This is a genomic window from Knoellia pratensis, assembly GCF_042666395.1.
In the GTDB taxonomy this organism is placed as follows: domain Bacteria; phylum Actinomycetota; class Actinomycetes; order Actinomycetales; family Dermatophilaceae; genus Knoellia; species Knoellia pratensis.
Map to the genome: position 1 here is coordinate 146,721 of NZ_JBHTDJ010000003.1, position 25,076 is coordinate 171,796.

The following is a 25,076-nucleotide window of genomic DNA, read 5'->3' on the forward strand; positions in this document are numbered from 1 at the left end:
GCTGCCGCGAGCCCATCCACAGGCAGGTGAACGCGGCATACGGGCTGTCGTTCACGGCGACTAGGTTGGGGGCCGTGAGCACCGCCCTGTACCGCCGCTATCGCCCCGAGACGTTCGTCGACGTCATCGGGCAGGAGCACGTGACCGAGCCGCTCATGCAGGCGCTGCGGACGGGGCGCGTCAACCACGCCTATCTCTTCAGCGGACCGCGCGGCTGTGGCAAGACCACGAGTGCCCGCATCCTCGCGCGGTGCCTCAACTGCGAGCAGGGCCCGACGCCGACCCCGTGCGGCGAGTGCGACTCTTGCGTGGCCCTGGCCCGTGGAGGCGCCGGCACGGTCGACGTCATCGAGATCGACGCCGCCAGCCACGGTGGTGTCGACGACGCCCGTGACCTGCGCGAACGCGCCAGTTATGGCCCGGCGCAGAGTCGCTACAAGATCTACATCATCGACGAGGCGCACATGGTGACGCCGCAGGGCTTCAACGCGCTGCTCAAGATCGTCGAGGAGCCACCCGAGCACGTGAAGTTCATCTTCGCGACGACCGAGCCCGAGAAGGTCATCGGCACGATTCGCTCCCGGACCCACCACTACCCCTTCCGGTTGGTGCCACCCGGTCAGCTCACCGAATACATGGAGAAGCTCTGCGTCTCCGAGAAGGTCGCAGTGGCCCCGGGTGTCCTGTCGTTCGTTGTGCGCGCCGGCGGCGGGTCCGTGCGTGACTCGCTCTCCGTGCTCGACCAGCTCATCGCGGGGTCCGGACCCGAGGGACTCACCTACGAGTCGGCCGCGTCCCTGCTCGGCTTCACCGACAGCGAACTCCTCGACGCCGCGATCGACGCCTTTGCCGCCGCCGACGGTGCGGGTGCGTTCTCGTCGATCGAGCGGGTCATCGAGACCGGGCTCGACCCGCGCCGCTACATCGAGGACCTGCTCGAGCGTCTGCGCGACCTCATCGTCGTCGCGGCCGTGCCCGATGGTGCTTCTGCCGTGTTGCGTGCCCTGCCCCCGGACCAGCTCGAGCGGATGCGCCAGCAGGCAGCGGCCTTTGGTCCCGGCGCCCTCTCGCGCGCGGCCGACATCGTCAACGCCGGCCTCTCCGAGATGACCGGTGCCACCGCGCCGCGCCTCCAGCTCGAACTCATCGCCGCTCGCCTGCTGTTGCCCGGCGCTGCCGGAGAAGCCGGGTATGCCGCTCGCCTGGATCGTCTCGAACGTCGCCTTGACGTCGGCGGAGTTCCCACCGGCGCGGCCGCCGCTCCGCCTTCGGCGCCGGTGCGCCAGCCGAGCCCGCCGGTGCAGCAGGCCCAGCCCGCGCCGGCCCAGGCCGCGCCGGCCCAGGCGCAGCCCGTGCAGGCACAGGTGCAGCCCGTCGCCCCTGCAGTCCAGCCGAAGACCCAGCCGGACCTTAAGCCGCCGCAACCGAGCAGCCCCGTTCCCGCACCTGCATCCGTCGTTCCCGAGCGACCCATTGACGAGCCGCCTGAGCTGGACGAGCCCGAGTTCATCGAGCCCGAGGACCAGCACCAACAGTCCCGAGAGTCCCAGCGAGCGCCGGAGCCGCAACAACAGTCCGCTCCTCAGGCCCCCGAGTTCCGGGCGCCCCAGCAGCAGTCACAGGCCCCGCCGCAGCAGCGGCCCACTCAGCAGTCCCCGGAGCCCGTCGCAGCCCCTGCGGCTCAGGCGCCGGTTGACTCGCAGCCGCAGCAGTCGGCCCCCGCCCGCCCGGCCGGACTCGACACAGCGGCCATCAGGCGATCGTGGCCCGATGTCCTCGCCAAGGTCTTCGAACTGCGCCGCACGACGTGGACGTTCGTGTCCGAGCACGCCCAGGTCCTCGACTACGACGGCGAGCGCCTGCTCCTCGGCATCTCGACGACCGGTCTGGCCAACACGTTCCGCCGCGGCCCGCACGCGACCTACGTCCAGCAGGCCCTCATCGACGTCCTCGGCATCGACACCCGCGTCGAGGGTGTGCCCGCCGACGGTTCTGCGCCCGCGGGTGGCGTTCCAGGGGTCGCGACCATCGACCCCAACCGCCCCGAACCCGTGGCCGCCCCCCGATCCGAACAGGCTCGCCCGACCCAGAACCAGCAGTCGGCGCAGGCCCGCGCCGAAGCCAACGGCGTGGCAGCGCAAGGTCAGGCGGAACGCGAAGGTGAGCAGGCGGCATACGTGCCAAGTCAGCCGCCCACGACGCAAGCCGAGTGGGGGAGCGGAACAGCCGACGGTGCGACCGCCCCTGCCTGGGCCAGCGGTGGCGCCGGGGACGACGCGGTGAGTCCCTTCGCCCGCGCCAAGGAGACGGTTGCGGCCGAGCCCGACCCCGACGAGCCGCAGGTGGCCGACGACTCGGCACGCAGCGACGATGACGAAGACATGGAAGGCCTCGGGGAGGTTGGTGTCCCCGTGATCGAGCGAGTCCTCGGCGGCAAAGTCATTCACGAAGAGGACGCATGAGCACGTACTACTGGGTCGGCCGGACAGCAATGATGTCGCTCTCGCACGCGATCTGGCGGCCGAAGATCCTCGGCAAGGACAACGTTCCCAAGGAGGGCGGCGTGCTCCTCGCGAGCAACCACCTCTCCTTCATCGACAGCTTCGCGATCCCGGTCGCCGCACCGCGCAAGGTGTCATTCCTCGCCAAGCACGACTACTTCACCGGCACCGGCCTGCGCGGTCGGTTCGTCCGCGGCTTCATGGAGGCTGGCGACGCGATTCCGGTCGACCGCGACGACGCCGGCGGAGCCAAGGACTCACTGGACCTCGCGCTCAAGGTGTTGCGCGACGGCAAGGCATTCGGCATCTATCCCGAGGGCACCCGCTCGCGTGACGGGCGGCTCTACCGCGGCAAGACCGGCGTCGCGTTCCTGTCGCTCACGGCGGGCGTGCCCGTGGTCCCGGTGGGCCTCATCGGAACCGACAAGGTCCAGCCCGCCGACCAGCGCGGGTTGCGACTCGCTGACGTCACCATCGCGTTCGGGACGCCGATCCTGCCTTCGGCGTATGCCGGCCTGCCCGCCGGGCGCGCACGTCGCCAGTTGACCGACGACGTCATGGACTCGATCGCCGCCCTGACCGGCCAGGAGCGGGCGGACGGCTACAACGAACGCCCCGCCACCGACCCCGACGACTGAGCGAGCGGGGCGCGTCAGGACCTTCGTCTGCGACCGAACCACCACAGCGCGAAGGCAACAGGCAGGGGAGCGAGCAGGACCGCGAGGAGTCGCACTGAGTTTCGGTTGACCCAGGGGGTGGGGTCCGGGAGACGGTCAGGCGGGGGCGTGAGCACCTGGGATCGCAAAGCACCGCTCACGGACCGGATGACGTGAATCGTCGACACCCTGGCCTCAGCGAGCCGGCCGACGTCAACGACGAGCTGGCCAGCGGACGTGGACGTCAACGTCTCCCAGTCTTCCGAACCTACTGAGATGCACGCCAAGGACCCCGCGTCGGCCTCATAGGTCACGCTTCTTTCGTCGGCTTCCAAGGGCCGCACGTTGTCGAGGCTCATGAAGGCTCCCGCAGCGGAGCAGGGGGAAGACCCGGGCACTTCAACGGTGGTGCCCGGTGGCGGGCTGTCGGGGTTCGGCGGCGCTCCCGTGGGGCCATCGGGCGGTGGACCTTCGGATCCCGGCGGGCCTGGAGGACCTGGCGGTCCTGGTGGGCTGCCGGGCGCGGGGGGAGGAGGAGCGTCGGGCGGCGTGCTGGGCGTGGATGCCGAAGTGGCGGGCGCAGGCGGCTGGGCCAGCTGGGTCAGCACCGCTCTTGCCAGCAGGGCGTGGCCCTTCTCGTTGGGGTGCATGCTGCCCGCGGGTGCGCTGGCGCCGCTGCCCCGGCGGACTTCCAGACCGTTCATCGCCGGATCGGAGGACTCGCACAAACGGACCCCGGCGAAGGCGTCCTCGGCCTCCACGACCTCGAATCCCACGGACGGGCGCGAGGCCTGAAACCGGATGATGTCATTGAGCCGAGGCAGGAACTGTGTGGTCAGCTCCCGGATCTCGGCCCGGCTCAGCCCAGGCACGCAGTCTGCGTCGAGGATGGGCTGCGGATAGGTCATGACGAGGACACGTGTGTCGTCAGGGACTCGACGTCGGACATCGGCGTAGAGCGTGGCCAGGCTCTGCTGGACATCGGTCTCTAGGCGCGCGGTGCGCCCGCGCATCCCCACACGGCAGTCGACGTCCAGACACGAGCGGACGATGTCTCCGAACTCCGCGTCGTTGCCACCGATCCCGATGAGAACGACAGCGGGGCGGCCCGGCTCTGGCCCGGCATCCGGTGCCATGCGCGGCGTGTCAAGGACATCGAGTTGCCGGATGCCGCCGTACGTGGAGAGGGGCGAGCCTGCGTGCTGTGGCCCGTAGAAGTCTTCTGTCGTGGCGCCGGAACAGGCGGAGGACACGAGTCGCATCCCGAGTCGCTCCGCCACGAGGTACGGATGTGCCGTCGCCGCGCGATGGCAGCGGTTGGCGGGGATGTCGGTCTGTGGAAGGTACCGATCTGCGCCCTCCCCGGACATGAAGCTGTCCCCGAGGGCCAGCAGCAGGGGCGCGTTCTCGTCGTGTACCGGGCTGGGATCGGTGTCGTCCACGCCGCTGGGCAGGAGGAACAGAAAGATCACCCCCAGGAGTGCCAGCACGAGATAGCTGGCGATCACTGCGATCAGGAGGCGAACGCCCCCTCGTTCCCGCACCATCCGCGCACCTCCTGTCGGGCCTGACTCATGATGTCGACCTGGGCGATCGCAGACAAGGGACGCGCTCCCCCGCGATTCAACAAGGCGGATCGGAGGCTGCGGGTGGGTGGTGCCTCCCGACTCGCGCAGCCAGTCGTGAGCCAGTGACAGGTGGGTGGCCTAGTCTCATGGTGTGTACGAAGGCGCAGTGCAGGACCTCATCGACGAACTCGGACGACTCCCGGGCGTCGGTCCCAAGAGCGCGCAACGCATCGCCTTCCACCTGCTCACGCAGGACGCGGTCGATGTGCAGCGACTCGTCGACGCACTGACCCAGGTCAAGGTCAAGGTGCGCTTCTGCGTGACCTGCTTCAACATCGCCGAGTCCGAGCAGTGCCGCATCTGCGCCGACCCTCGCCGCGACCTCACGAGCATCTGTGTCGTCGAGGAGCCCAAGGACGTCGTCGCCATCGAGCGGACCCGAGAGTTCCGCGGTCGCTACCACGTGCTCGGCGGGGCGATCAGCCCCATCGACGGCATCGGCCCCGACGACCTGACCTTCCGTGAGCTCATGACGCGCCTCGCCAGTGCTGATGTCAAGGAGATCATCATCGCGACCGACCCCAACCTCGAGGGTGAGGCGACGGCGAGCTATCTCGCGCGCTTCCTCAAGGGCATGGACATCCGGGTCACCCGCCTCGCATCCGGACTGCCCGTCGGTGGCGACCTCGAGTACGCCGACGAGGTCACCCTCGGTCGCGCCTTCGAAGGACGGAGACTGCTCGATGCCTGACCAGACCGCACCCAGCACCCCCGCCGCGCCGACCGACGACCAGCTCTCGGACCTGCGCGCCCTTGCTGCGGACTCCGCCGCGGAAGCCCGCATCTATCTCGCCACGGTCAGTGACATCGCGTCGGGTGCCAATCCTGCAGCAGCCCTCCCGCTCGGACTGCTCGCCCTCTCGCAGGTGCTCGTCATGGGCGCCCGCCTCGGCGCGATCGAGGACATCGTCCCGGAGGACCGCTTCGAGGTGGACCCGGGCCCGGACGTCGAGCTCGACCCGCTGCGCGAGAACCTCACCAACCTTCTCGAAGGCCTCGACGACTACGCCGACGTCGTCGACCCCGTCACGGAGCCCGTGCTCACGACCGGCTCGCTCTCCAACGACCTCACCGTGGTCGCCTCGGCGCTCGCCCACGGCCTGCGTCACCACGAGGAGGGCCGCATCCTCGAGGCCCTGTGGTGGTGGCAGTTCAGCTACCTCTCCGACTGGGGCGAGCGAGCGGCCAGCGCGCTGCGCGTGCTCCAGGCGCTGCTGGCGCACATCCGCCTCGATGCCGACGCAGACGCGGTCGCCGAAGCCGAGTTCGACGCCCTCCACCCGTAGCCCACACTCGTCGTCGGCGCCGCAGGCGGTCATTGGGCCACCCACATGGATGTGGACGCTCGGCCTCTGGGGTGCCACCGTTGACTCATGACCAGGACCCTCGAAGCCGACTATCTGGTGGTCGGCGGGGGTGCCATGGGAATGGCGTTCTCCGACGCGGTCATCACCCACTCCGACGCACGCGTGGTGATGGTCGACCGCAGGCACGGCGTGGGTGGTCACTGGCTCGAGGCGTACCCCTTCGTCCGACTCCACCAGTCGTCGGCGTTCTATGGCGTCGCGTCAACGATGCTCGGCGGCGGCAGGCTGCAGGAGAGCGGACCCGAGGCAGGGCTCCAGGAGCGCGCGACCCAGCCCGAGATCCTGGCCTACTACGCAGGGGTGCTAGACACGTTGGTGGCGTCGGGTCGGCTGGAGTTCTTCCCCAACAGCGACCACGTCGGCGACCGCACCGTGGTGTCGCGTATCTCTGGCGACCGCTTCCAGGTTCCGCAGGCGTGCCGGATCGTGAATGCCCACTACCTCGCGCCCAGCATCCCGGCCGAGGTGCCTGCCCCGTTCGACGTGGGCGAGGGCGCCCGGGTGCTGCCGGTCAACGACCTCGTCCGCCTGGGCGAGGCGCCGAGCGAGTACGTCGTCGTCGGCTCCGGCAAGACGGCCACCGACACATGCATCTGGCTGCTGGCGCGAGGCGTCGACCCGGACGCCATCTGCTGGGTGCGCCCCCGCGAGCCGTGGATGCTCAACCGGGCCCGCGTCCAGCCTGACCCGGCGATCTTCCTCGGCCTCGCCGCCGACATCATGCAGTCGGCTGCGTCCGCGAGCTCGCACCACGACCTGTTCCTCCGCATGGAGGACGCCGACGTGATGATGCGGATCGACCGCTCCGTCACTCCGACGATGGCCAAGGCGCCCACCCTGGCGAAGTGGGAGCTCGACCAGCTGCGAACCCTGCAGAACGTCGTGCGACGTGGGCACATCAAGGCCGTCGACCGTGGCCGGCTCGAGTTCGCCGACGCGTCGGTCCGTGTTGCTGACGATGCCCTCGTCGTGCACTGCGCCGCGGACGGGCTGAAGTACCCACCCCTCGTCCCGGTCTGGCGTCCTGACGTCATCACGCTGCAACCGGTCAGGGCGGGCTTCCCTACTTTCGGAGCGGCCATCGCCGGGTACATCGAGGCGACCCGAACTGCTGACGACGAGAAGAACAGCCTCTGTCCACCGTCGAACTACGGGAACTCCAGGGCCGACTGGGCGCGCATGTTCTTCCGCGGCGCCCGAGCCACCATGGCGTTCTCCGCTGAGCCCGACATCAAGGCGTGGGCCGACGGCATCTCGCTCAACCCGACTCGCATCCCCCCGGGATACCCGGCATCACACGCCCTGGACGACGCCCGCGAGCGCCTCGCGACCCACACGCCCGCCGGCATGGCGCGCCTCGCGGAACTGGGCGCGCCGACGGACATGCAGTAGCGAACCGCACGGCGCAACCAAACGCGAGCGACCGGCATACGGGCGTCAGTTCAAGGACCCGACCCCGTCGTTAGACTCGCTGGCGACCACTTAACCGACCCCGCGAACCACCGCATGGGAGTTCAGACGTGCCCATCGTCGTCCAGAAGTACGGCGGCTCCTCGCTCGCCGATGCCGAGAGCATCAAGCGCGTGGCGCGTCGCATCGCCGAGACCAGGAAGGCCGGCAACGACGTCGTCGTCGCCGTGTCCGCGATGGGTGACTCGACCGACGAGCTCGTCGACCTCGCCCAAGACGTCAGCCCGGTCCCGGCGCCGCGTGAGCTGGACATGCTCATGACCGCCGGTGAGCGGATCAGCATGGCGCTCGTCGCGATGGCCATCCACGACCTCGGCATCAGCGCCCGCTCGTTCACCGGCAGCCAGGCCGGCGTCATCACCGACGAGGCGCACGGCAAGGCCAAGATCATCGACGTCACGCCGGGCCGCATCACCGAGGCCCTGGCCAAGGGGCACGTCGTCATCGTTGCCGGGTTCCAGGGCGTCAGTCAGACGACCAAGGAGATCACCACCCTTGGCCGCGGTGGCACCGACACCACCGCCGTTGCGCTCGCGGCCGCGCTCGGGGCCGACGTGTGCGAGATCTACACCGATGTCGATGGGGTCTTCACCGCCGATCCGCGCATCGTTCCCAAGGCCCGCAAGATCGCCCGAATCTCCGCAGAGGAGATGCTCGAGCTCGCGGCCAGCGGGTCCAAGGTCCTGCACCTGCGCAGCGTCGAGTACGCCCGCCGCTATGAGATCCCCATCCACGTCCGGTCCTCCTTCACCCCGAAGGAAGGCACCATCGTCAGTGACCAGCTGCGCGCCGTGGGCGCCGAAAGCACAGAAGGAGAAGCCGTGGAAGCCCCGATCATCGCCGGTGTCGCGCACGACCTCAGCGAAGCCAAGATCACCGTGGTCGGCGTCCCCGACACCACCGGCAAGGCCGCCCAGATCTTCCACGCCGTCGCCGATGCCGAGATCAACCTCGACATGATCGTGCAGAACGTCTCGGCCACGGACACGGGCCTCACCGACATCTCGTTCACGTTGCCCAAGACCGACGGGCAGACGGCGATGGAGGCGCTCACCGCGATCCAGGAGCAGGTCGGGTTCACGGGTCTGCAGTACGACGACCAGGTCGGCAAGCTCTCCCTCGTCGGAGCCGGCATGCGCTCCAACCCGGGCGTCTCAGCGACCTTCTTCCGCGCGCTGGCCGACGCCGACGTCAACATCGAGATGATCTCGACGTCGGAGATCCGGATCTCGGTCATCACCCGCAGCGAACTCCTCGAAGAAGCCGTCCGGGCGGTGCACACCGCCTTCGGGCTCGACTCCGAGGACGGTGAAGCCGTCGTCTACGCCGGCACTGGGCGCTGACAGGTGGCGTACAGGTGGCGATGATCGGATGACCGCTGTGACTACAGCCGCGCCGACCCTGGCCATCGTCGGCGCGACCGGTGCGGTGGGCACCGTCGTCCTTGCGGTGTTGCCGATGCGCCGACACATCTGGGGACAGGTGCGCCTTGCCGCTGGGGCCGAGGACGTCGGCAAGGTGTGCCGCGTGGCCGACGAGGATCTCATCGTCGAGGCCCTGACCCCCGAGTTCTTCGACGGCGTCGACGTCGCCGTCGTGGACGTGCCGCCGGAGATCTCCGCCAAGTGGGCAGTGATCGCCGCTGAGCGCGGGGCCGTCGTCATCGACAACAGCCCGACGTTCCGTCGCGACCCCGACGTGCCCCTCGTCGTGCCCGAGATCAACCCGGAGGCCGTCAACGACCGACCCAAGGGCGTCATCGCCAACCCGGGCGCCACGGTCATGACGATGATCGACGTGCTCGCTGTGCTGCACGCGCACTGGGAACTCACCGAGCTCGTCGTCACGAGCTTTCAGGCCGCCTCGGGTCTCGGCCGTGCAGGCATGACCCGGCTCCATGACGAGATCGCTGTCGTCGCCGGTGACCGCGAGCTCGGGATGCGCCCGGGTGACGTGCGTCGCGCGATCGACCACGAGCTGGGTCCGAGCGTCTTCGGTGGGCCGCTGGCGCTCAACGTCCTGCCGTTTGCCGGGTCGCACGTGGGTGACGGGTGGAGCTCGGAGGAGTCCAAGATCCGCCAGGAGACCCGCAAGATCCTGGGCATGCCCGGCCTCAAGGTGTCCGCGACCTGCGTGCGGGTGCCCGTCGTCTCGACCCACTCCGTGTCGGTGCACGCAACGTTCGCGAAGTCGATCACCGTGGCCAAGGCTCGCCAGGCGCTCGTCGAGGCCCCGGCCGTCGTCGTCCTCGACGACCCGGACCAGGGCGAGTTCCCCACGCCTGCCGACATCGTCGGCGCGGACCCGCGCTTCGTCGGTCGGCTGCGTCAGCCCACCGACTTCCCGCGCACCCTCGACCTCTTCGTCTGTGGCGACAACCTGCGCAAGGGTGCGGCCCTCAACATGCTGCAGACCGCCGAGCTCGTCGCCGCCACCCTCTGAACCACCGCCTGCCGACTTGAGCGGGCGGCATACCCCCATTGACGTGCGGCGCGCCGGGCGACACGCCCCGCGTGACACCGACGTGACCTCGTGGACAGGCCCTGTCCATGTGCGTCTGTCACGGTGCAAAACAGCGGGGCAGGGGCAGTCGAGTCAATGGGGATATCGATCAGGTGACGGTATTCGGCGTGTTACTAGTGTGACGGGTGTGACTCATGGTGCAATGCGTTCAGCGGTTGTGGGACCGCAGCGAAAGGTCGAGTCGTGAGGAGGCGTCGTGTTCAGGAAGAAGGCACCAGAGCCCGAGCGCTCCCCGCTGCCCGTGCGCGCCGTCTCTGCTGCTGGTGAGCTCGCTCGTCGTGGCGTCGACATGACCCGCGACACCGTGCACAAGGAACTTCTCGAGCGCGCCAAGTCCCAGGAGGCGCTGAGCGATGACCAGATCTGGCGCCGCTACCAGTTCCGCCACCTCGCGGCCTTCATCACCATCCCGGCCCTGCTCCTCGGGACGGCCAGCATTGCGGCGGCCTACGGCACCGGGCTCATGCGCAGCGAGCAGCCCAAGGTGGTCTGCCAGCCGCTCGTGGTCCCGGCTCCCGCCATGGGGTCCTTCAAGGTCACGGTCCTCAACGCCTCCGGCCAGAACGGCGCGGGCCATGTCGTGGGTCGCGACCTCAGCCGCCGTGGCTTCGTCGTCGGCGACGTGTCGAGCGCGCCGCGGAACCTCTACGTCAAGGCGCCCGCCCGGATCTACCACGGCAAGGCCGGCCTCGACCAGGCCCTCCTCGTGGCCCAGACCATCGACGGGGCCGAGCTCGAGAACGACGGACGCCCCGGCACCGGTGTCGCCCTCGTCATTGGAGCCGACTTCACCAAGATGCTCCCTGCTCCGCCGCCCAAGCCGCCGAGTCAGAAGTCCTACAGGGTCAACGTCTACAACGCGACGTGGCGCCCCGGCCTGGCCAGGGCGACGCTCACCGAACTCACCGCCCGCGGCTTCTCGCCGGGCAAGCAGGGCAACGACCCGGACAAGTCGTTCCTGCCCAACGATGTCGCCGTCATCCTCCACGGGCCGGACGCAGACCTCGCGGCCGCTCAGGTGCAGCGCCACATCAAGGGCGCCGTCCTCAAGGAGGTTCCGCGCGACAACCTGACGATCGACGTCATCCTCGGCAACCTCTACGCAGGCGTCATCCCTGCGGCCGAGATGCCCCCGAAGCAGGCCGTCCGCAAGGACCCGCCCCCCACCGTCTCGCGCCCCTGCAAGTGACAGCCGGGACAGCCAGCGTCCACCTGGCGGTCGAGTGCTGCCTGTGTCGCCGGTCACACTGAGAGACTGACGCCCAGTCCGTCCCCGTGATCTCAGGAGAGCAGCCCATGCCCGTCCAGACCGTCGCCCTGCTCACCGCTGGTGGCCTCGCGCCCTGCCTCTCCTCCGCGGTGGGCGGGCTCATCGAGCGCTACACCGAGCTGGCGCCGGACGTGCGGATCATCAGTTATCAGAACGGGTATGCCGGTCTGCTCACCGGCCGCTCGGTCGAGGTCACGCCCGAGGTGCGCGCTGGTGCGGCGTTGCTCCACAAGTTCGGTGGGTCGCCGATCGGCAACAGCCGGGTCAAGCTCACCAACGTCGCCGACTGCGTGAAGCGAGGGCTCGTCCAGGAGGGACAGGACCCGCTGCAGGTCGCGGCGCAGCAGCTCACGGCCGATGGCGTCGACGTCCTCCACACCATCGGCGGCGACGACACCAACACCACAGCGGCGGATCTCGCGGCCTACCTCGCCGAGCACGACTACCCGCTCACGGTCGTCGGCCTGCCCAAGACCATCGACAACGACATCATCCCGATCCGGCAGTCGCTCGGCGCCTGGACCGCCGCCGAGCAGGGCGCGATCTTCGCCCGCAACATCCTCGCCGAGCACTCCTCCAACCCGCGGATGCTGATCATCCACGAGGTCATGGGGCGCCACTGCGGTTGGCTCACGGCCGAGACCGCCCGTCGCCACCACGCGTGGGTGGCCGAGCAGGAGTGGCTGCCCGCCGTCGGGCTCGACTCCCGTCGCTGGGACGTGCACGCGGTGTTCGTGCCCGAGCAGCACATCGACCTCGGAGTCGAGAGTGCACGGCTCAAGGCGATCATGGACGAGGTCGGCTGCGTCAACATCTTCCTGTCCGAAGGCGCCGGCGTGGCCGAGGTCGTCGCCGAGCTCGAAGCCGCAGGCCTCGAGGTCCCGGTCGACCCGTTCGGCCACGTCCAGCTCGACAAGGTCAACCCCGGCGCGTGGTTCGGCAAGCAGTTCGCGCAGCTCCTCGGCGCCGAGAAGGTCATGGTCCAGAAGTCCGGCTACTTCTCGCGCTCGGCCGCTGCCGGCGACCAGGACCTTGCCCTGATCAAACAATGCACGGAGTATGCCGTTGACGCAGCTCTGCGGGGCGAGTCCGGTCTCGTGGGTGAGGACGAGGAGCGCGGCAACGAGCTGCGTGCCATCGAGTTCCCACGAGTCGCCGGAGGCAAGAAGTTCGACGCCACCGCGGTCTGGTTCACCAAGCTGCGCACCTCGATCGGCCACGGCTGAGCGCAAGGTGAGCGGGCGGCATACCCGGCGTGCATCTGTGCGGATCGTGAAGGCTCCGTCTGGCTGAGACCGTCACGACAGGAGCCTGCAATGTCGGACACCACCTCCGCGGCAGGGCAGCGGCGACGCCCGCCAGGTCGATGAGGCGGCGCAGCATGGACTCGGGAGGTGGCGACCGAGGCGTGAATCCACGTAGCGGAGCTGCCCGACGCCGCTGCCGAGCCCGAGGAGTTCTGCCTTCGGCTCGGTGCCGTCCTCCAGCACGAGCTAGCGACCCTGTTGGGGACCAGTCCCGCAGTCCGACGCGAGGCCCGACTCGAGCGGTTCGCCCGCCTCGGACGGCTCCCGGTGTTGGCCACGTCCTGACCTCACGAGAAGGCCTCGGCCGCGATGTGCCGACAGGGATCACACGCTCGAAACTGAACAGCAACACGGGCCGGGCACAGTCAACGCATGGACTCCCCCCGTTCGGCCGTCAAGGACAGCCTGGTGTGCGTCGAATGTGGCCAGCTGCCGCACCCGCGCCGTGTGCGCTTGGCGCTGGCCAAGCTGCTGGCCGTCTTCCCCCTGGAAGTGGCCCTGCACGGGGCAGTTCTCGCCGCGCACCCACCGTTCATCGTCTCCGTCCTGACGGTGGCGCTCTCGACCACGGTTCTGGTCATCTGGGTGGTGGAGCCCTCGGCGATGCATCTCCTGACCAAGTGGTTACACGCGCCTGCGCTGCGGGATCGGACCTCCCTGCACGCAGCAGAGTCACTGTGGCGGGTTCGCGTCACCCTGCGCGACGAGCCCGGAGCACTCGAGCGCGTGACCCGCGAGCTCGCGGACCTTGGCGTGTCCATCCTGACGTTGCACGTCCACCCGCTGGAGGACGCGGTCGTGGACGAGTTCGTGGTCGGCGCCGGGGCTCACGTCGGCCACGCTGAGCTGGTGACCGCGGTTCGTCATGGGGGCGGGAGCGAGGTGCGCGTGTGGTCGACGACCGTGATGTCCCTGGTCGACGGCCAGACGCGCGCGCTCGACTTGGCGGCGAAGGTCTCCCAACGCCCGGACACGTTGCCGGCTGTCGTGGCGGAGCTGCTCGGCGCGCACGTCGTGACGGACACGATCCTGCAGGGCAAGCGGTCCGACGACAGCGAAGGGGCCGGGAACGACACGGCGCTGCGGCTGCCCTCAGCGTCAACAGGGTTGATCGCCCTCGCCCGCCCCGACTCGCCGTTCACCCCCGCGGAGCGGGCCCGGGCAGCACGCCTGGCGCAGATCGCCGAGGCGAGCACGCTTCGGCCCCACCACCAGGGTCGAGCTGGCGCGCCACTCCCCGGGCCGGCGCGCGGCGACGACTTGAAGGCTTGACCGCGGGCCTGCGGGTTTCAGCGCCAGACAGACGTGGACATGTTCCGCGTCGGCCACGGTCTGGCAAGCACGACGGGGTCGAAACTTCGTCCGGCTGCCCCGCGACGGCAGCTGATGAATTCAGCGCGCGCGCCCCAACTGCGAGCGCTCTACGTGGGCTCATCACGCGGTGGGACGCATCGTTGCACCAACGTTCGCATGCTGTCAGGCGCGCCCTCGATGAGGTCGGCCTGCACGGCGGGGACTCACAGCTCATCCCGTCCGGCCGCGCCCTCCACGAGATCGCTCAACAGACCTTGCCCAGGTACCCGGAAATCGTTTGTGGCGCCGACGGGGCCGCTGGCCGTCGGCGAGTCGGCCTCCCTGCCTCGAGTGCGGGGCACGTGATGAGCCGGTTGGGCCCCAGAGACGGTAGATGAAGTGCTGAGGCGCCCCGTGTCGATGGCGAAGTTGTGAGGTCCATGTGGGGCAGAGAGGGCGGCGACGTAGCCGTTCGCCTCGTGACGAAGCTGCATTTTGGACTTCCATGGAATGTTGTGGAAGCTTGTTCTTCCCATAGATCCTTTGCTGTGTTTTGAGGTGCTTGTTCTGCCGGGTCGCTCATGTCGAAGCGGGTGAACAAATGGCCGCGACATTGAGGTCTGAGTGACCGCCGCCGTGCGTGCCATGACGTGTGCGAGCAGCTGGGTGCGCAGTGGCCGGTGGGCGGTTGGCGCAGGACGTCATCTCGAACCGTCCGGGGTGTCGGCGGGCGACAACCGCGCGCGGACGTCGTGACCTGCGGTTTTGAGGGTGCAGGCCCAGTGGCTGGTATCCCGTCGCAGGGTTGGTTTGGTGGTTCCATCGGTCTGAAGGTTCGCTCGCGGGGGAACGTCGACGAGGCGGTTCGAGAGGCGTGACCACTGGACCCAAGTCTTTGAGAGTTGGAATATGCGTGGACTAGTGAGTGACTATTGACACCTCTGACAATGAGTAGATACTGAAATCAAGCAGACGGCAACGTCATCAGGGGCCTGCCCAGAATCCGCCTCGGCGGGCGGGGGACTTCAAATGTCAATTCTTGGATATTCGGCGCGCCATTCCATACGTCGGCCACTTTCTCGATCCGTGGTGACCACTGTCTGGTTGGCGGCCCTGGCCACCCTTGTGACCAGTGTCTCTGTCTATTGCCGGATAATGGAGTTCTCGACAAATACCATACGGAACGAGGCAGTTTATGGATAAACTTCTTCCCCGCCAAACTGGGATGGCCACCGCCGTTTCCAAGGGCGTTCCCGAAGTGGTCGGGACCTTGGACTCGGGCCTGCGCATCGAGCGGATCAGCAGCGAAGCTCGGATCCTGTTCGACCTCCCCGTCGACGTCCTGATCGGGGAGTCCTTGCTCGCACTCGTGATCTGGGAGGACGTGCCCAGCTATCTGGCCGCCTACGCCGAGGCTGCCGCATCGCAGCGGGGTGTCAAGGTCAACCTCAGCTTCTCCGGCATCACAGGCGGGCGGAGCTCGGAGCCACTTCTGTGCGAATTGCTCATCACGCCTCTCCCCCCTTCGTCCGACTATGCGTTCGTTGTGCGGCCAGCCCGGCCAGCGGCGCTGGACCTCCTCGGGGCCGAGCCGATGACCGTCCTCCCCGACCGCGCGGGGCGGGGGCCCCAGCCCGCCCTGCCCGCTCCCGGTGGACTGTTGGGCGTCCTCGATGCCGAGGTTCCGGGGATAGGTCGGCTCACGACCCGAGAGCAACAGATTGTCTCCCGGCTGCTTGAAGGTCACCGGCCCCCCAGCATCGCCCGCGCCCTGTTCCTCAGCCAGAGCACCGTGCGCAATCACCTCGCCTCCGTATTCAGAAAGCTCGGGGTGGCGTCGCAGGAGGGGCTGTTGGAACTCTTCAGAGCCGCCCCGTCGGCCGCAGGCGCACAACGGACAGCGTTCGTCGACGACGACAGGGTCCTTCGAATTTCGTGATCGTCGCCAGACCGGCTCATGCTGCACCGACTCGCACGAACGTGGCGGCCAGGTCGGCTAGGTCAGCGGTAGTTGCAGGCGACCTGCGTGCGTGCCGTGAGCCACGAAGTCGGGCAGCCGAACCCCGACCCCGAGCAGCTCGGCGATGGCACCGACGCAGCGTGGGGCCGCCATCCCGTCGCCGTACGGGTTGACCGCGCCGGCCATCGCGGCATACGCGCCTTCGTCCTCGAACAAGCTCAGGGTCTGCTCGGTGATGATGTGCGGGTCGGTTCCGACCAGCCGCACGGTCCCCGCGTGGACGCCTTCAGGGCGTTCGGTCGTGTCGCGCATGACCAGCACGGGCTTGCCCAGACTGGGAGCCTCTTCCTGCACCCCGCCGGAGTCCGTCAGGACCACATGGGAGGCCTTGAGCACGTGGGCGAACTCGTCGTAGCGCAAGGGCTCGGTGAGCAGGACGTTGTTCAGGCCCGCCAGCCTCGGCTCGATCAGGCGCCGTACCACGGGGTTCAGGTGCATGGGCAGGACGACGTGGATGTCGGGGCGCTGCTGCGCGATGACCCGCACCGCGTCCATGGCTGCGGCCATTCGGTGACCCCACGACTCGCGGCGATGGGTGGTGACGAGGCAGGAGCCGGCGGGGGCCAGTGACGACCCGGGCGACAGCAGGGTCGGCGAAGACAGCCGGCGTGGCGAGCGTTGCATGCAGCGCGTCGATCACGGTGTTTCCCGTCACGGCGATCGTTGCCCGGTCGATGCCCTCTGACTCCAGGTTCCTCCTGGACGTCTCGGTCGGGGCCAGGTGCAGTGATGCGAGGGGTGCCGTGAGGCGTCGGTTCGCCTCCTCGGGGAACGGGGAGTAGTTGTCACCCGTGCGCAGGCCGGCTTCGAGGTGGACGAGCGGAATGCGCTCGTAGAACGCTGCGAGTGCCGCGGCGAACGCACTGCTGGTGTCGCCCTGGACCACGACGAGATCCGGACGATCGGTGCTCAGGAGCTCGCTCGTGGCAACGTGCACGGTCGCGGCGATCTGCGCGAGGCTCGCTCCGGGGGTCATGAGCTCGAGGTCATGATGGGGCGATATCCCGAAGGCGGCGTGCACCTGGTGCAGCATCTCGCGATGCTGGCCCGTGACGGCAACGACCGGCTCGAGCGCAGGGTGGGTGCGCAGCGCCGCGATGAGGGGTGGGACCTTGATGGCTTCCGGACGTGTCCCGTACAGGAGCATGACGCGGCGTGGGGTTGAGCCGTCGCGAAGGGCGCCCGTCTCAGGTGAGCTCCCCGTCGCCGGGGACCTTCAGCGACAGCAGGTGCTGGGGCGCGGGGGTCTGCGGAGAGGCGCCGTCGTGGACCTCCAGGCTTCGCGAGGTCTTGGTCCAGTCGTCTCGTCGCATGCCGATGCGGACGAGGGCCCGCCAAGCCGCGATGTAGCCGATGTAGTTCCAGACGATCATCAGGTGACCCAGAACCAGGGCGCGCCGCAGGGTCACCGCTCGCGTGCGTCTGGCGTAGATGAAGCCGATGAACAGGTTCGGCGCGAACGAGAGCAGGTACCACAGGAGCGCGTAGGTGACCTGCCAGGGCAGGCCGCCCAGGTCGGTGGCGAACACACCCTGCCCCGAGCTGGCGAAGATCTGGTAAAAGATCCACTGCTGCAGGATCGACCAGGGCAGCACGATGAGCCAGGGGACCAGGAGGTAGGAGGTGACCTCCAGGACCGCCACCTCGTTGACCCGCGCCGACTGCCACAGCTCAGGGAGCCTGCGAATCGACTCCATGTGGCCCTGGTACCAGCGGGTGCGCTGGCGCAGGAGCCGCGGCAGCGTGTCGACCGGCTGCTGGTCCACATATCCGCTGGTGGGGGTCGTGATGCGCCAGCCGGCGGCAATCAGCCGCAGTCCCAGATCGAGGTCTTCGGTCAAGGAGCGGCTCCATGGCTCGCCGTCGAGGGCCGCCAAGGCACTGAGGCGGGTGAACTGCCCGTTGCCGCCGAGGCTCACGGTCCCGCTGATGGAGCGCGCGAACTGGGACAGCGCCGAGATCATCCAGAACTCGATGTCCTGGAACTGACCGATGAGCTTGCGACGGTCGCGGATGCGGACGACGAGCTGCACGCCGCCGACCCGGTGGTCACTGAAGAGCGCGAGCGCCGACCCGACGCCACCGGGACTGAGTCGGCCGTCAGCATCCATCACGGCGACGATGACCGCCTCGGTCGGCAGGCCGCGGGCCGCCGCGTGGCGCACGACGATGGGGTACGCAGCGTTGAGCGCTGCGCCCTTGCCCTGCTTGGACTGCGTGCCGCGTCGCGTGAGGATCACGAGCCGGTCGGGCTCGCCGCGTTCGGCGGCCGCGAGCTGCGCTCGGGCAGCTGTTTGGTCCGTGCAGCCGTCGTCCACAACCACCACCGTGCAGCCGGGCTGGTCCAGGAGCCTGCGCACCGTCTCGCCGATGACCACTTCCTCGTTCAGGCAAGGAACGATGAAGTACAGACCGTCGTGCGGCCCGCCGGCATCCGGGGTCTCGTCCTGTTCTTGGCTGCCGAGCTTCAGGCCGTTGCGGGTGGCCACCCGGATGCCCATTGCGACGGAGATCGCGAAGTAGGGCAGGGCCAGCGCCAGGACGACCTGGGACATCCATCCGAAGAAGTGCTGCATGCGATTCCTTAGGGTGCGGCGTGACGAGGGATGCGCCGTCCGAGAAGCACAGCGACGAAGACGACGCCGGCCGCGCAGGTCCCGACCACCGTCAGCAAGGACCCGAGGTAGGTGTGGGCTATGACAAGGCCGGGGTCGCGGCCAAAGGTGGACACGGTCGCGCCGATGGCGGCCAGCCGGGCCACGTTCCCGAGGATGAGGATCGCTCCTCCAAGAGCCACCGCGGATGCGGTGCGCCAGGGCGAGAGGGGCCTGAGCAGCATGAGCGGCGCGGCGCCGATGAGCAGTGCTCCCGCCAGGTACGCCACGGTGCACTCGCTGGTCAGCACGAAGATGGACTCGACCGAGGTGTCCTTGTAGAGGATCAACATGTGGCGTGAAGGGACGGCCAGGGTGCTCTGGCCGGTCACGAGCTGGATCGCGTGCGCGGACACCGTCGCCTCGAGCCCACGCCAGGTGCTTGACCACATGATCACCGCCAGACCCAGCGACCCGAGGACTCCCGCTGCCAGGCGCCGCGACCAACGAGCCCCGTTGGACCTGACCTGCTGGCTACCGGAGGGCGGCACGGCGGTGCGTCCATCGCATCAGCAGCACGCCGACGACAAGGAGCGCCGTGGCCGTCACGACGTACCACGCGACGCCGAACCCCGTGGCGGCCAGGCCGCCGCTGCCGAGCGTGACGCCCACGACTGAAGTCTTCCCGTACATGTCTGTTCCTCTTTCGGCTGGGTCTAGCGAGCGGTTGCGGCGAGAAGCGTGCGGCGGCGAAGGAACAGGACCAGACCAGCGCCGACCACGAACATGCCGACAGCGACCCCTTGGCCGGCCCCACCGAACAGGGGTGCCGCGGGGACACCTGACGTCGGTGCGCAAGCAGGGGTGTGGATCTGGTTGGTGTCCAGGGTGACTGCCCCGTTTCGGGCCAGGAGCCGTCCCTCGACGTCTGCGCCGGTGACCAGGGTGATCGAGGCCAGGGCCATGACGGTGCCTGAGAACGCGGTGTTCGACCCCAACGTGGCGGAGCTGCCCACCTGCCAGAAGACGTGACACGCTTGCGCACCGTTGACCAGGACCACCGAGCTGTTGGATGCCGTGGTGAGCGTGGACCCGATCTGGAAGATGAACACGGCGTCGGGGTTGCCCTGGGCGTCAAGGGTGAGGGTGCCGGTCAGCTGAGCCGAGGAGCTGAAGCAGTACACGCCCGTCGTGAGGGTCAAGCCGCCCAGGTCCTGGCCCGTCAGGTCCACGTCACACGGGAGGCCGGCGGCGGTGTTGTACGCGGTCGTCAGGTCTGCCTGCGCCTGAGCAGCCTCTGCGTCCGTGACGTGCTGCGTCCCGGGCGGCGTCACGATACCCGGGGGGAACCCGGTGACCGCCGTGCCCGGGCTGAGGCCCAGATTGCCTCCCTGGCCGGCGTCGGCACTGATGACCGTCGCGCCGGTGTTGGTGACTGCAGAGCCGGCCAGCACGGAGAAGGCCCCGGCGGTTCCCAGCGGGATCTGGCTTGGAACGGCAGACGCGGCCGACAGCGGCTGCACGAGCACCACCCCGAGCAGGAGGAGCCCGCTGCCCACGGCTCGCCGTAGCGACTTCTTGATCATTGGGAACTCCATCGACTCGCGCAACGTCTACTGACCGAAATAGCCGGTAGGGGACTCATCCGCACAGCGCGCCACGGGGTGCCGCGAATGCACTGACGCGCAATCGAAGTCTGTCAACTCCATCGGACAAGTACATGGACGATCCGACCCCACCTCATGGACGATCCGACCCCAGTTGCGGGCGGTGGTCGGCTCGGCCTAGACGGTATGGAGTGACTGCCCGGGGTTGGCTGGGCGGTTGCGGGCCGGGGCCTCACTCACCCAGATTCGTGGGTGACCGAGCCGGGTGCTGCCTGGGCCGCCGGGCATCGCCGAACCCGACGACCAGAAGCCAATCGCCAACGCTGCGGCGCCAAGGGCGGCCGACCCCCGCGTTCGACACCGAGCGGTACAAGAACCCCACGTTGTAGAACACAGCATCAACGGTTTCAAGCAATGGCGCGCCATGCCACTCACTACGACAGGCTCGCTTCGACCTACCGAGCCGGAAGGCTCCTGCGCGCCGTCCTCATCTGGCTCGACGCGTGAGGAGACACGCCCGAGCGGTACTGAAGGGAGATGGGCTGGCGCATGGCGATGGGGTCCCGGCCACCGCTTTGCGGGCATCGACTGCGGTCAGGTTGCGGTGGTGAGCCCGGGGTGGCGGCTTGGGTCGGTGAGCACCGCGTGGGCGATGTCGCTGAGGCGGTGGTGGTTGCTGCGGGCGTACTTGCGCATCAGGTCGTAGGCAGCGTGGCCGTCGATGCCGTGGGTCCTGGCCAGCACGTCCTTGGCCTGCTCGATGGTGACTCGGTTGTTCAGGGTAATTTGCAGCTGTTCGGTGAGGATCTCGGCGCTGCGAGCGGTGCGTTCTTGCAGGAGTCCGATGGTGGCGACGTTGGCCAGGCATTGGATGATCCGAACGTCGGTGCGATCGAGGTGGCCGAGGTGAGTACTGAACAGGTTCAGGGCCCCGATCACCTTCTGACGGTGGCGCAGCGGGAAGGCGTGCACGGATTGGAACCCGGCTTCGACGGCGCGGGGGGCGAACAAGGGCCACCGCTGGCCTGCCTGGTGAAGGTCGGCGTTGACCACGGGCTCGCCGGTGCGGAAACAGTCCAGGCACGGACCCTCCTGGTACTGCAGCTGGAAGAGCTCCAACATCTCCACCGAGGTGGCAGTAGATGCCATGTACTGCAGCTGACCGTGCGGGTCGGCCAGAAGCAGCCCGGCGGAAGCGACCTCACTGACGTCGGCGGAATGTCGGGTCAGCAACTCCAGGAACTCGATGACGTCGAAGTCGTCAACGAGGGTGTCAGCCACCTCCACGAAGGCCTCGGCCAGGCGATCAACGGCGATCATGCTCTCCCCCTCCCGCTCGGGCGCACGCCAGCGCGTCGCTGCCGATGCGCTCGTGTGGTGTCCCCATGCAGTGTCAGGTTAGCGGCAATGACGTCTTTGGCGGCCGTTCTGCGCTCCTTCGACGCCCACGCCGACAGCAACCACGTCAGTGACGCCGACCGCGACGGCGACGCATGAACCTTGTGCGTCACGGCGACGCCGACCACGTCGCCGACAGCAACAGGCGTGATCCCGACCGCAGCTCCGAGTGAGTCCTCGAGCGTCGTCGTACCTGACGTCCTTTGCCCGGTGAAGAGTCTTTGCAACTACGACGAATGCGTCATCGTGGACAACGGCGTTCCGGTGTATTCGGGCGTGAGCCACGTTTCTCAGGGTTGGGCACGAACCCAGGCCGACGACGTGCGCGGCCTGGTCAGGGGGCGCTGGCCGCGCGTCAGTGACTCACAGCGACCAAACGTGAGCACACGGCATACCCGACGTTGTTTCAGCCGGGTATGCCGTGTGTGCCGGTCGCGCCTGCGGAGAATCACTTCCGCTGCTCGTACCTGTCGAGGCGATGAGTGACTACTCCTTCAGAAGAGGAGTGGGGCCCTCGCCAGATACATGTCGCGAGGACGTATCTGTGGCCGTGGTGCTGACTCCTCTCAGTGGTCACATCCGTATCCACGAGAAGGAGGGCGTCATGAGTGAGTCCGCTGGTGTCAAGGTCGGGGGCGTGCCGGCACCCGGCGTCGCCGTCCCGGCTGCTGTGACGACGGCCGTGCCCGCAGCCCCGGCCATCACTCCGCCTCGGGTGCGCGCGAGCGCCTCCGTTCGCACCTACCGGTATCTGCGGCTCAGCCTCGTCGGGCTCGTGCTGCTCCTCCTCTTCTGTGTCTGGATCGAGCGTCTCGGCGGCCTTGAGGCGAACAAGCACCTCGGGTCGATCAGTGCGTACTACTACACGCCCGCGCGCAGCGTCTTCGTCGGAGCGCTCGTCGCCATCGGGATCAGCCTCGTCGCGGTCGTTGGTCGGCGCGGGTTCGAGGACACTGCCCTCAACATCGCCGGGATGCTCGCGCCCGTCGTGGCGATGGTGCCGACTCCTCGTGGCGCAGGTGGTGCGCCGTGCGACCCGGAGGGCCGGTGCTCGGTGCCGCCGGAGTTCGTCTCGTCCGTCGTCAACAACGTGTGGGGGCTCATCGGGCTCGGGCTGCTCGGCCTGGGGGTCGGCGGCTACATCGTGATCGTCCGGCGACAGTCCTCACGCGCGACGCGCATCGGGTTCCTTCTCGCGGCGGGCGTGTGGCTGGCCTTCGTCCTGTGGTTCAAGCTCGGTCGGGACTCGTTCCTCGACACGGCCCACTTCGGAGCTGCTGTCCCACTGTTCGGGCTGATCACCGGCGTCGCGTTCGTCAACGCACGCAAAGCCGCAGCGCGACGTGACGGTGCGCCCGGCCAGGAGCCGAGTCGTGAGGCGAAGGCGTACCGCGGGATCTACGCCGTTGTCGCTGGCGTGATGACCGTGAGCTTCGTCGTGGCGGCCATCCTCGCGATCGTGGACCAGGTCGGGGGCGGTGGGACGCCGCCGGAGTGGGTGCTCTGGGTGGAGGTCGTCCTCCTGGTGTCGTTCGCCGTCTACTGGGTCACGCAGACCTTCGACTACTGGAACGACGGTCTGCCGGAGGAGGCAGCGGCCACGCCGTCACCTTCGCCGGCACCCGCTCCAACGCCCTGACGGCGGCCGGACGGGCGACGCGGAAGGGGCCAAGGTGAGGTCTCAGATGAGGAAGATGAGGAAGGGCGTCATGACCAGGGCGAGCAGCCCGACGAACGCAGGGACTCCGCCGAGCCACGCGATCCAACGGTCCGCGCCCGCCTGTGCGCCAGCCTTCCGGAGCGACTCGCGCCAGTAGCGATATCCCTGCGGCTCGACGGGCGCCATCGCGAACACCAGGGGCGTGTAGGCGAGCATGGCCGGGCCCAGGACCAGAAGCGACCAGCGTGGATCTCCGAGTGCCTCTGCCAGAACGGCGCCCACCCACGCAGCCGCCCCATACGTGGCCAGGAAGACGAGCGAGATGACGAACGCCGCCACGCCACAACCTCGTCCCCAGCGAAGCGTGGTGGGGACGAGCCACCTGGCCAGCCGGTCTTCGCTGTCGTGAGCGAGGTCGGCATACAGGGCCCAGGCCAGGAGGCCCACACCCACCGCAACAACAGCCCAACCCCCGTTCACGACAACGATGATAGGGCGGCAAGAGCGACCTGCGACCTGCGGTGGGCTTTGCCATCAGAGGCGTCAGGGCCGTCTACCGTGACGGGTGTGTCGATGTCGTCGGGTTCCCCACGTGCAGGCGAACAGGTCGTTGTGGTCGCGTCGGCTCCTGGCCGGGACGCGTCGGGAACAGTGAGCTTGCATCGCTGGGCCGAGGGGGCGTTGGTAGAGGCGCCGTTGGCGGTGGCCGCCGTGGACATGCCGACGTGGCTCCAGTGGTCCCCTGACGGGCACCTCCTCTACGTGGGGAGCGAGCTCGACGAGGGGCGGGTTCTCACGTTCGCCGTCAGTGGTGAGGGTTCTGGCGAGGTCGGCCTCGAGGAGCTGGGCAGCGCCTCCACCGATGGTTCGGGGCCGTGCCACTTTGCCTTCGTCCCCTCGGGTGAGTCCTCGCGCCTCGTGGTGGCCAACTACCGCGACGGTCGGGTTTCGGTGCTGGACGTCGATCAGGACGGAGTCGTGGGGGAGGTCAGGGAGACTACGACCCTCGAGGGCTCGGGACCGGTCCCGGAGCGCCAGTGGAGCAGCCATCCGCACATGGTGGTCCCGGGTCCTGAGTTCGACGGGTTCAGCGTCGTTGACCTTGGCGCCGACGAGATCCGCAGCTTTCGTTTCGGCGGCGCGGGCCTTGTCGAACATGCCGTGAGTGCACTGCCGCCGGGGACCGGGCCGCGGCAGTTGATCCGTGTGCCGGGCACGGACACGGCGTGGCTGGCGGGCGAGCTGTCAGGGACGATTCTGCACCTGCGTGAGCACGCACCTGGGCGGTTCGGCGTGACCGGTGAGTGGGCGGCCTCGGGTCGAGGCGGGACCAATCACGTGGCGCATCTGGCCGTCGACGAGCGACGGGGTCTGTTGCACGTGTCCAACCGTGGCCCGGACACTGTCAGCACCTTCGACATCTCGACAGCCACGCCGAGCCTGCTTTCCGAGGTCGCGACAGGGGCGGGTCCGCGACACTTCGAGCTGCAGGACGAATGGCTGCTGGTCGGTGGGCAGTCGGGCGACGTGGTGTCGGTCCATGCGCTGGCGCCGAACGGAGCGCCCGGGGTGGCAGTCGACGTGCCGGTGCCGGCGCCGGCCTGTGTGGTGTCCCGCCCGAGCACGCCCCTGCCTGTTTGAGAGAAGAATGGGCCCGCTGCCCGACTCGCGTCGATTCAGCAGGCCCATTCATGTGGTCGGGGTGACAGGATTTGAACCTGCGACCTCTTCGTCCCGAACGAAGCGCGCTACCAAGCTGCGCCACACCCCGTGGCTGTCACC

Annotated in this window: 21 protein-coding genes, 1 tRNA gene and 1 pseudogene; 13 read left to right on the forward strand and 10 right to left on the reverse strand. The window is 68.5% G+C overall.

Going from position 1 to position 25,076, the window contains the following annotated elements; genetic code table 11:
- Positions 1-74 precede the first annotated feature (74 nt).
- Positions 75-2,462: a DNA polymerase III subunit gamma and tau gene (locus ACFQRE_RS10480; RefSeq protein ID WP_380121960.1), complete on the forward strand. Its 2,388-nt coding sequence runs from the start codon at positions 75-77 to the stop codon at positions 2,460-2,462.
- A complete protein-coding gene (locus tag ACFQRE_RS10485; RefSeq protein WP_380121962.1) occupies positions 2,459-3,139 on the forward strand; it encodes a lysophospholipid acyltransferase family protein in 681 nt (226 codons plus the stop codon). Before ACFQRE_RS10480 ends, ACFQRE_RS10485 begins: the two co-directional genes overlap by 4 nt.
- Positions 3,140-3,153: 14 nt before the next feature.
- Here the strand turns inward: ACFQRE_RS10485 and ACFQRE_RS10490 are convergent, their stop codons facing one another.
- Positions 3,154-4,704, reverse strand: coding sequence for an SGNH/GDSL hydrolase family protein (locus ACFQRE_RS10490; protein WP_380121964.1), 1,551 nt, complete (start codon positions 4,702-4,704; stop codon positions 3,154-3,156).
- Between the two features lie 172 nt (positions 4,705-4,876).
- Between ACFQRE_RS10490 and recR the strand changes: the two genes are divergently transcribed.
- From recR to ACFQRE_RS10535, 9 genes are all read left to right on the forward strand, one after another.
- Positions 4,877-5,476, forward strand: a complete 600-nt coding sequence (recR, locus tag ACFQRE_RS10495; protein WP_380121966.1) for a recombination mediator RecR — start codon at positions 4,877-4,879, stop codon at positions 5,474-5,476.
- Positions 5,469-6,071 carry a DUF5063 domain-containing protein gene (locus tag ACFQRE_RS10500; protein WP_380121968.1) on the forward strand — a complete coding sequence of 201 codons (603 nt, stop codon included), beginning with the start codon at positions 5,469-5,471 and terminating at the stop codon, positions 6,069-6,071. Before recR ends, ACFQRE_RS10500 begins: the two co-directional genes overlap by 8 nt.
- Positions 6,072-6,158: 87 nt before the next feature.
- Positions 6,159-7,544: a pyridine nucleotide-disulfide oxidoreductase gene (locus ACFQRE_RS10505; protein ID WP_380121970.1), complete on the forward strand. Its 1,386-nt coding sequence runs from the start codon at positions 6,159-6,161 to the stop codon at positions 7,542-7,544.
- A 128-nt stretch (positions 7,545-7,672) separates the two neighbouring features.
- On the forward strand, positions 7,673-8,965 hold the full coding sequence (locus ACFQRE_RS10510; RefSeq protein WP_380121972.1) for an aspartate kinase: 1,293 nt from the start codon (positions 7,673-7,675) through the stop codon (positions 8,963-8,965).
- 28 nt (positions 8,966-8,993) lie between these two features.
- The gene (locus tag ACFQRE_RS10515) at positions 8,994-10,064 is read left to right on the forward strand and encodes an aspartate-semialdehyde dehydrogenase (protein ID WP_380121975.1); all 1,071 of its coding nucleotides are present in this window, start codon (positions 8,994-8,996) and stop codon (positions 10,062-10,064) included.
- 277 nt (positions 10,065-10,341) lie between these two features.
- Entirely contained in the window at positions 10,342-11,334 is a 993-nt protein-coding gene (locus ACFQRE_RS10520; protein WP_380121977.1) for a LytR C-terminal domain-containing protein, read from the forward strand.
- A 107-nt stretch (positions 11,335-11,441) separates the two neighbouring features.
- Positions 11,442-12,641, forward strand: a complete 1,200-nt coding sequence (locus ACFQRE_RS10525; protein ID WP_380121979.1) for a pyrophosphate--fructose-6-phosphate 1-phosphotransferase — start codon at positions 11,442-11,444, stop codon at positions 12,639-12,641.
- Positions 12,642-13,094: 453 nt separating this feature from the next.
- The gene (locus tag ACFQRE_RS10530; RefSeq protein WP_380121981.1) at positions 13,095-13,994 is read left to right on the forward strand and encodes an ACT domain-containing protein; all 900 of its coding nucleotides are present in this window, start codon (positions 13,095-13,097) and stop codon (positions 13,992-13,994) included.
- A 1,246-nt stretch (positions 13,995-15,240) separates the two neighbouring features.
- The gene (locus ACFQRE_RS10535) at positions 15,241-15,954 is read left to right on the forward strand and encodes a helix-turn-helix domain-containing protein (RefSeq protein WP_380121984.1); all 714 of its coding nucleotides are present in this window, start codon (positions 15,241-15,243) and stop codon (positions 15,952-15,954) included.
- Positions 15,955-16,011: 57 nt separating this feature from the next.
- Here the strand turns inward: ACFQRE_RS10535 and ACFQRE_RS10540 are convergent, their stop codons facing one another.
- From ACFQRE_RS10540 to ACFQRE_RS10570, 7 genes and pseudogenes are all read right to left on the reverse strand, one after another.
- Positions 16,012-16,542, reverse strand: a complete 531-nt coding sequence (locus ACFQRE_RS10540; protein ID WP_380121986.1) for a UDP-N-acetylglucosamine 2-epimerase — start codon at positions 16,540-16,542, stop codon at positions 16,012-16,014.
- A gap of 160 nt (positions 16,543-16,702) precedes the next feature.
- A pseudogene (locus ACFQRE_RS10545) lies at positions 16,703-17,182 on the reverse strand (UDP-N-acetylglucosamine 2-epimerase); the annotation flags it as partial.
- Positions 17,183-17,222: 40 nt separating this feature from the next.
- Complete coding sequence (locus ACFQRE_RS10550) at positions 17,223-18,611, reverse strand: glycosyltransferase (protein ID WP_380121989.1); 1,389 nt, start codon at positions 18,609-18,611, stop codon at positions 17,223-17,225.
- A gap of 8 nt (positions 18,612-18,619) precedes the next feature.
- Entirely contained in the window at positions 18,620-19,081 is a 462-nt protein-coding gene (locus ACFQRE_RS10555; RefSeq protein WP_380121991.1) for an exosortase/archaeosortase family protein, read from the reverse strand.
- An 82-nt stretch (positions 19,082-19,163) separates the two neighbouring features.
- Positions 19,164-19,322, reverse strand: coding sequence for a hypothetical protein (locus ACFQRE_RS10560; RefSeq protein WP_380121993.1), 159 nt, complete (start codon positions 19,320-19,322; stop codon positions 19,164-19,166).
- Between the two features lie 23 nt (positions 19,323-19,345).
- Positions 19,346-20,215: an ice-binding family protein gene (locus tag ACFQRE_RS10565; protein ID WP_380121995.1), complete on the reverse strand. Its 870-nt coding sequence runs from the start codon at positions 20,213-20,215 to the stop codon at positions 19,346-19,348.
- A gap of 615 nt (positions 20,216-20,830) precedes the next feature.
- Positions 20,831-21,556, reverse strand: coding sequence for a GAF domain-containing protein (locus ACFQRE_RS10570; RefSeq protein ID WP_380121997.1), 726 nt, complete (start codon positions 21,554-21,556; stop codon positions 20,831-20,833).
- 682 nt (positions 21,557-22,238) lie between these two features.
- On the opposite strand from ACFQRE_RS10570, the gene ACFQRE_RS10575 reads away from it, so the two are divergent.
- Positions 22,239-23,273: a hypothetical protein gene (locus ACFQRE_RS10575; RefSeq protein WP_380121999.1), complete on the forward strand. Its 1,035-nt coding sequence runs from the start codon at positions 22,239-22,241 to the stop codon at positions 23,271-23,273.
- Between the two features lie 42 nt (positions 23,274-23,315).
- Here the strand turns inward: ACFQRE_RS10575 and ACFQRE_RS10580 are convergent, their stop codons facing one another.
- On the reverse strand, positions 23,316-23,774 hold the full coding sequence (locus ACFQRE_RS10580) for a hypothetical protein (protein WP_380122001.1): 459 nt from the start codon (positions 23,772-23,774) through the stop codon (positions 23,316-23,318).
- A 93-nt stretch (positions 23,775-23,867) separates the two neighbouring features.
- On the opposite strand from ACFQRE_RS10580, the gene ACFQRE_RS10585 reads away from it, so the two are divergent.
- Entirely contained in the window at positions 23,868-24,935 is a 1,068-nt protein-coding gene (locus ACFQRE_RS10585; RefSeq protein WP_380124232.1) for a lactonase family protein, read from the forward strand.
- A 53-nt stretch (positions 24,936-24,988) separates the two neighbouring features.
- Here ACFQRE_RS10585 and ACFQRE_RS10590 read toward each other — a convergent pair.
- Positions 24,989-25,065: transfer RNA gene (locus ACFQRE_RS10590), tRNA-Pro, on the reverse strand.
- Positions 25,066-25,076 lie beyond the last annotated feature (11 nt).

Coding starts and splice junctions, on each gene's coding strand:
- ACFQRE_RS10535 (WP_380121984.1), top strand. CDS start 15,241: ATGGCCACCGCCGTTTCCAAGGGCGTTCCCGAAGTGGTCGGGACCTTG.
- ACFQRE_RS10500 (WP_380121968.1), top strand. CDS start 5,469: ATGCCTGACCAGACCGCACCCAGCACCCCCGCCGCGCCGACCGACGAC.
- ACFQRE_RS10525 (WP_380121979.1), top strand. CDS start 11,442: ATGCCCGTCCAGACCGTCGCCCTGCTCACCGCTGGTGGCCTCGCGCCC.
- ACFQRE_RS10560 (WP_380121993.1), bottom strand. CDS start 19,322: ATGTACGGGAAGACTTCAGTCGTGGGCGTCACGCTCGGCAGCGGCGGC.
- ACFQRE_RS10565 (WP_380121995.1), bottom strand. CDS start 20,215: ATGATCAAGAAGTCGCTACGGCGAGCCGTGGGCAGCGGGCTCCTCCTG.
- ACFQRE_RS10570 (WP_380121997.1), bottom strand. CDS start 21,556: ATGATCGCCGTTGATCGCCTGGCCGAGGCCTTCGTGGAGGTGGCTGAC.
- ACFQRE_RS10485 (WP_380121962.1), top strand. CDS start 2,459: ATGAGCACGTACTACTGGGTCGGCCGGACAGCAATGATGTCGCTCTCG.
- ACFQRE_RS10530 (WP_380121981.1), top strand. CDS start 13,095: ATGGACTCCCCCCGTTCGGCCGTCAAGGACAGCCTGGTGTGCGTCGAA.
- ACFQRE_RS10585 (WP_380124232.1), top strand. CDS start 23,868: ATGTCGTCGGGTTCCCCACGTGCAGGCGAACAGGTCGTTGTGGTCGCG.
- ACFQRE_RS10505 (WP_380121970.1), top strand. CDS start 6,159: ATGACCAGGACCCTCGAAGCCGACTATCTGGTGGTCGGCGGGGGTGCC.
- ACFQRE_RS10490 (WP_380121964.1), bottom strand. CDS start 4,704: ATGGTGCGGGAACGAGGGGGCGTTCGCCTCCTGATCGCAGTGATCGCC.
- ACFQRE_RS10555 (WP_380121991.1), bottom strand. CDS start 19,081: ATGTGGTCAAGCACCTGGCGTGGGCTCGAGGCGACGGTGTCCGCGCAC.
- ACFQRE_RS10515 (WP_380121975.1), top strand. CDS start 8,994: ATGACCGCTGTGACTACAGCCGCGCCGACCCTGGCCATCGTCGGCGCG.
- ACFQRE_RS10550 (WP_380121989.1), bottom strand. CDS start 18,611: ATGCAGCACTTCTTCGGATGGATGTCCCAGGTCGTCCTGGCGCTGGCC.
- ACFQRE_RS10575 (WP_380121999.1), top strand. CDS start 22,239: ATGAGTGAGTCCGCTGGTGTCAAGGTCGGGGGCGTGCCGGCACCCGGC.
- ACFQRE_RS10540 (WP_380121986.1), bottom strand. CDS start 16,542: ATGGCCGCAGCCATGGACGCGGTGCGGGTCATCGCGCAGCAGCGCCCC.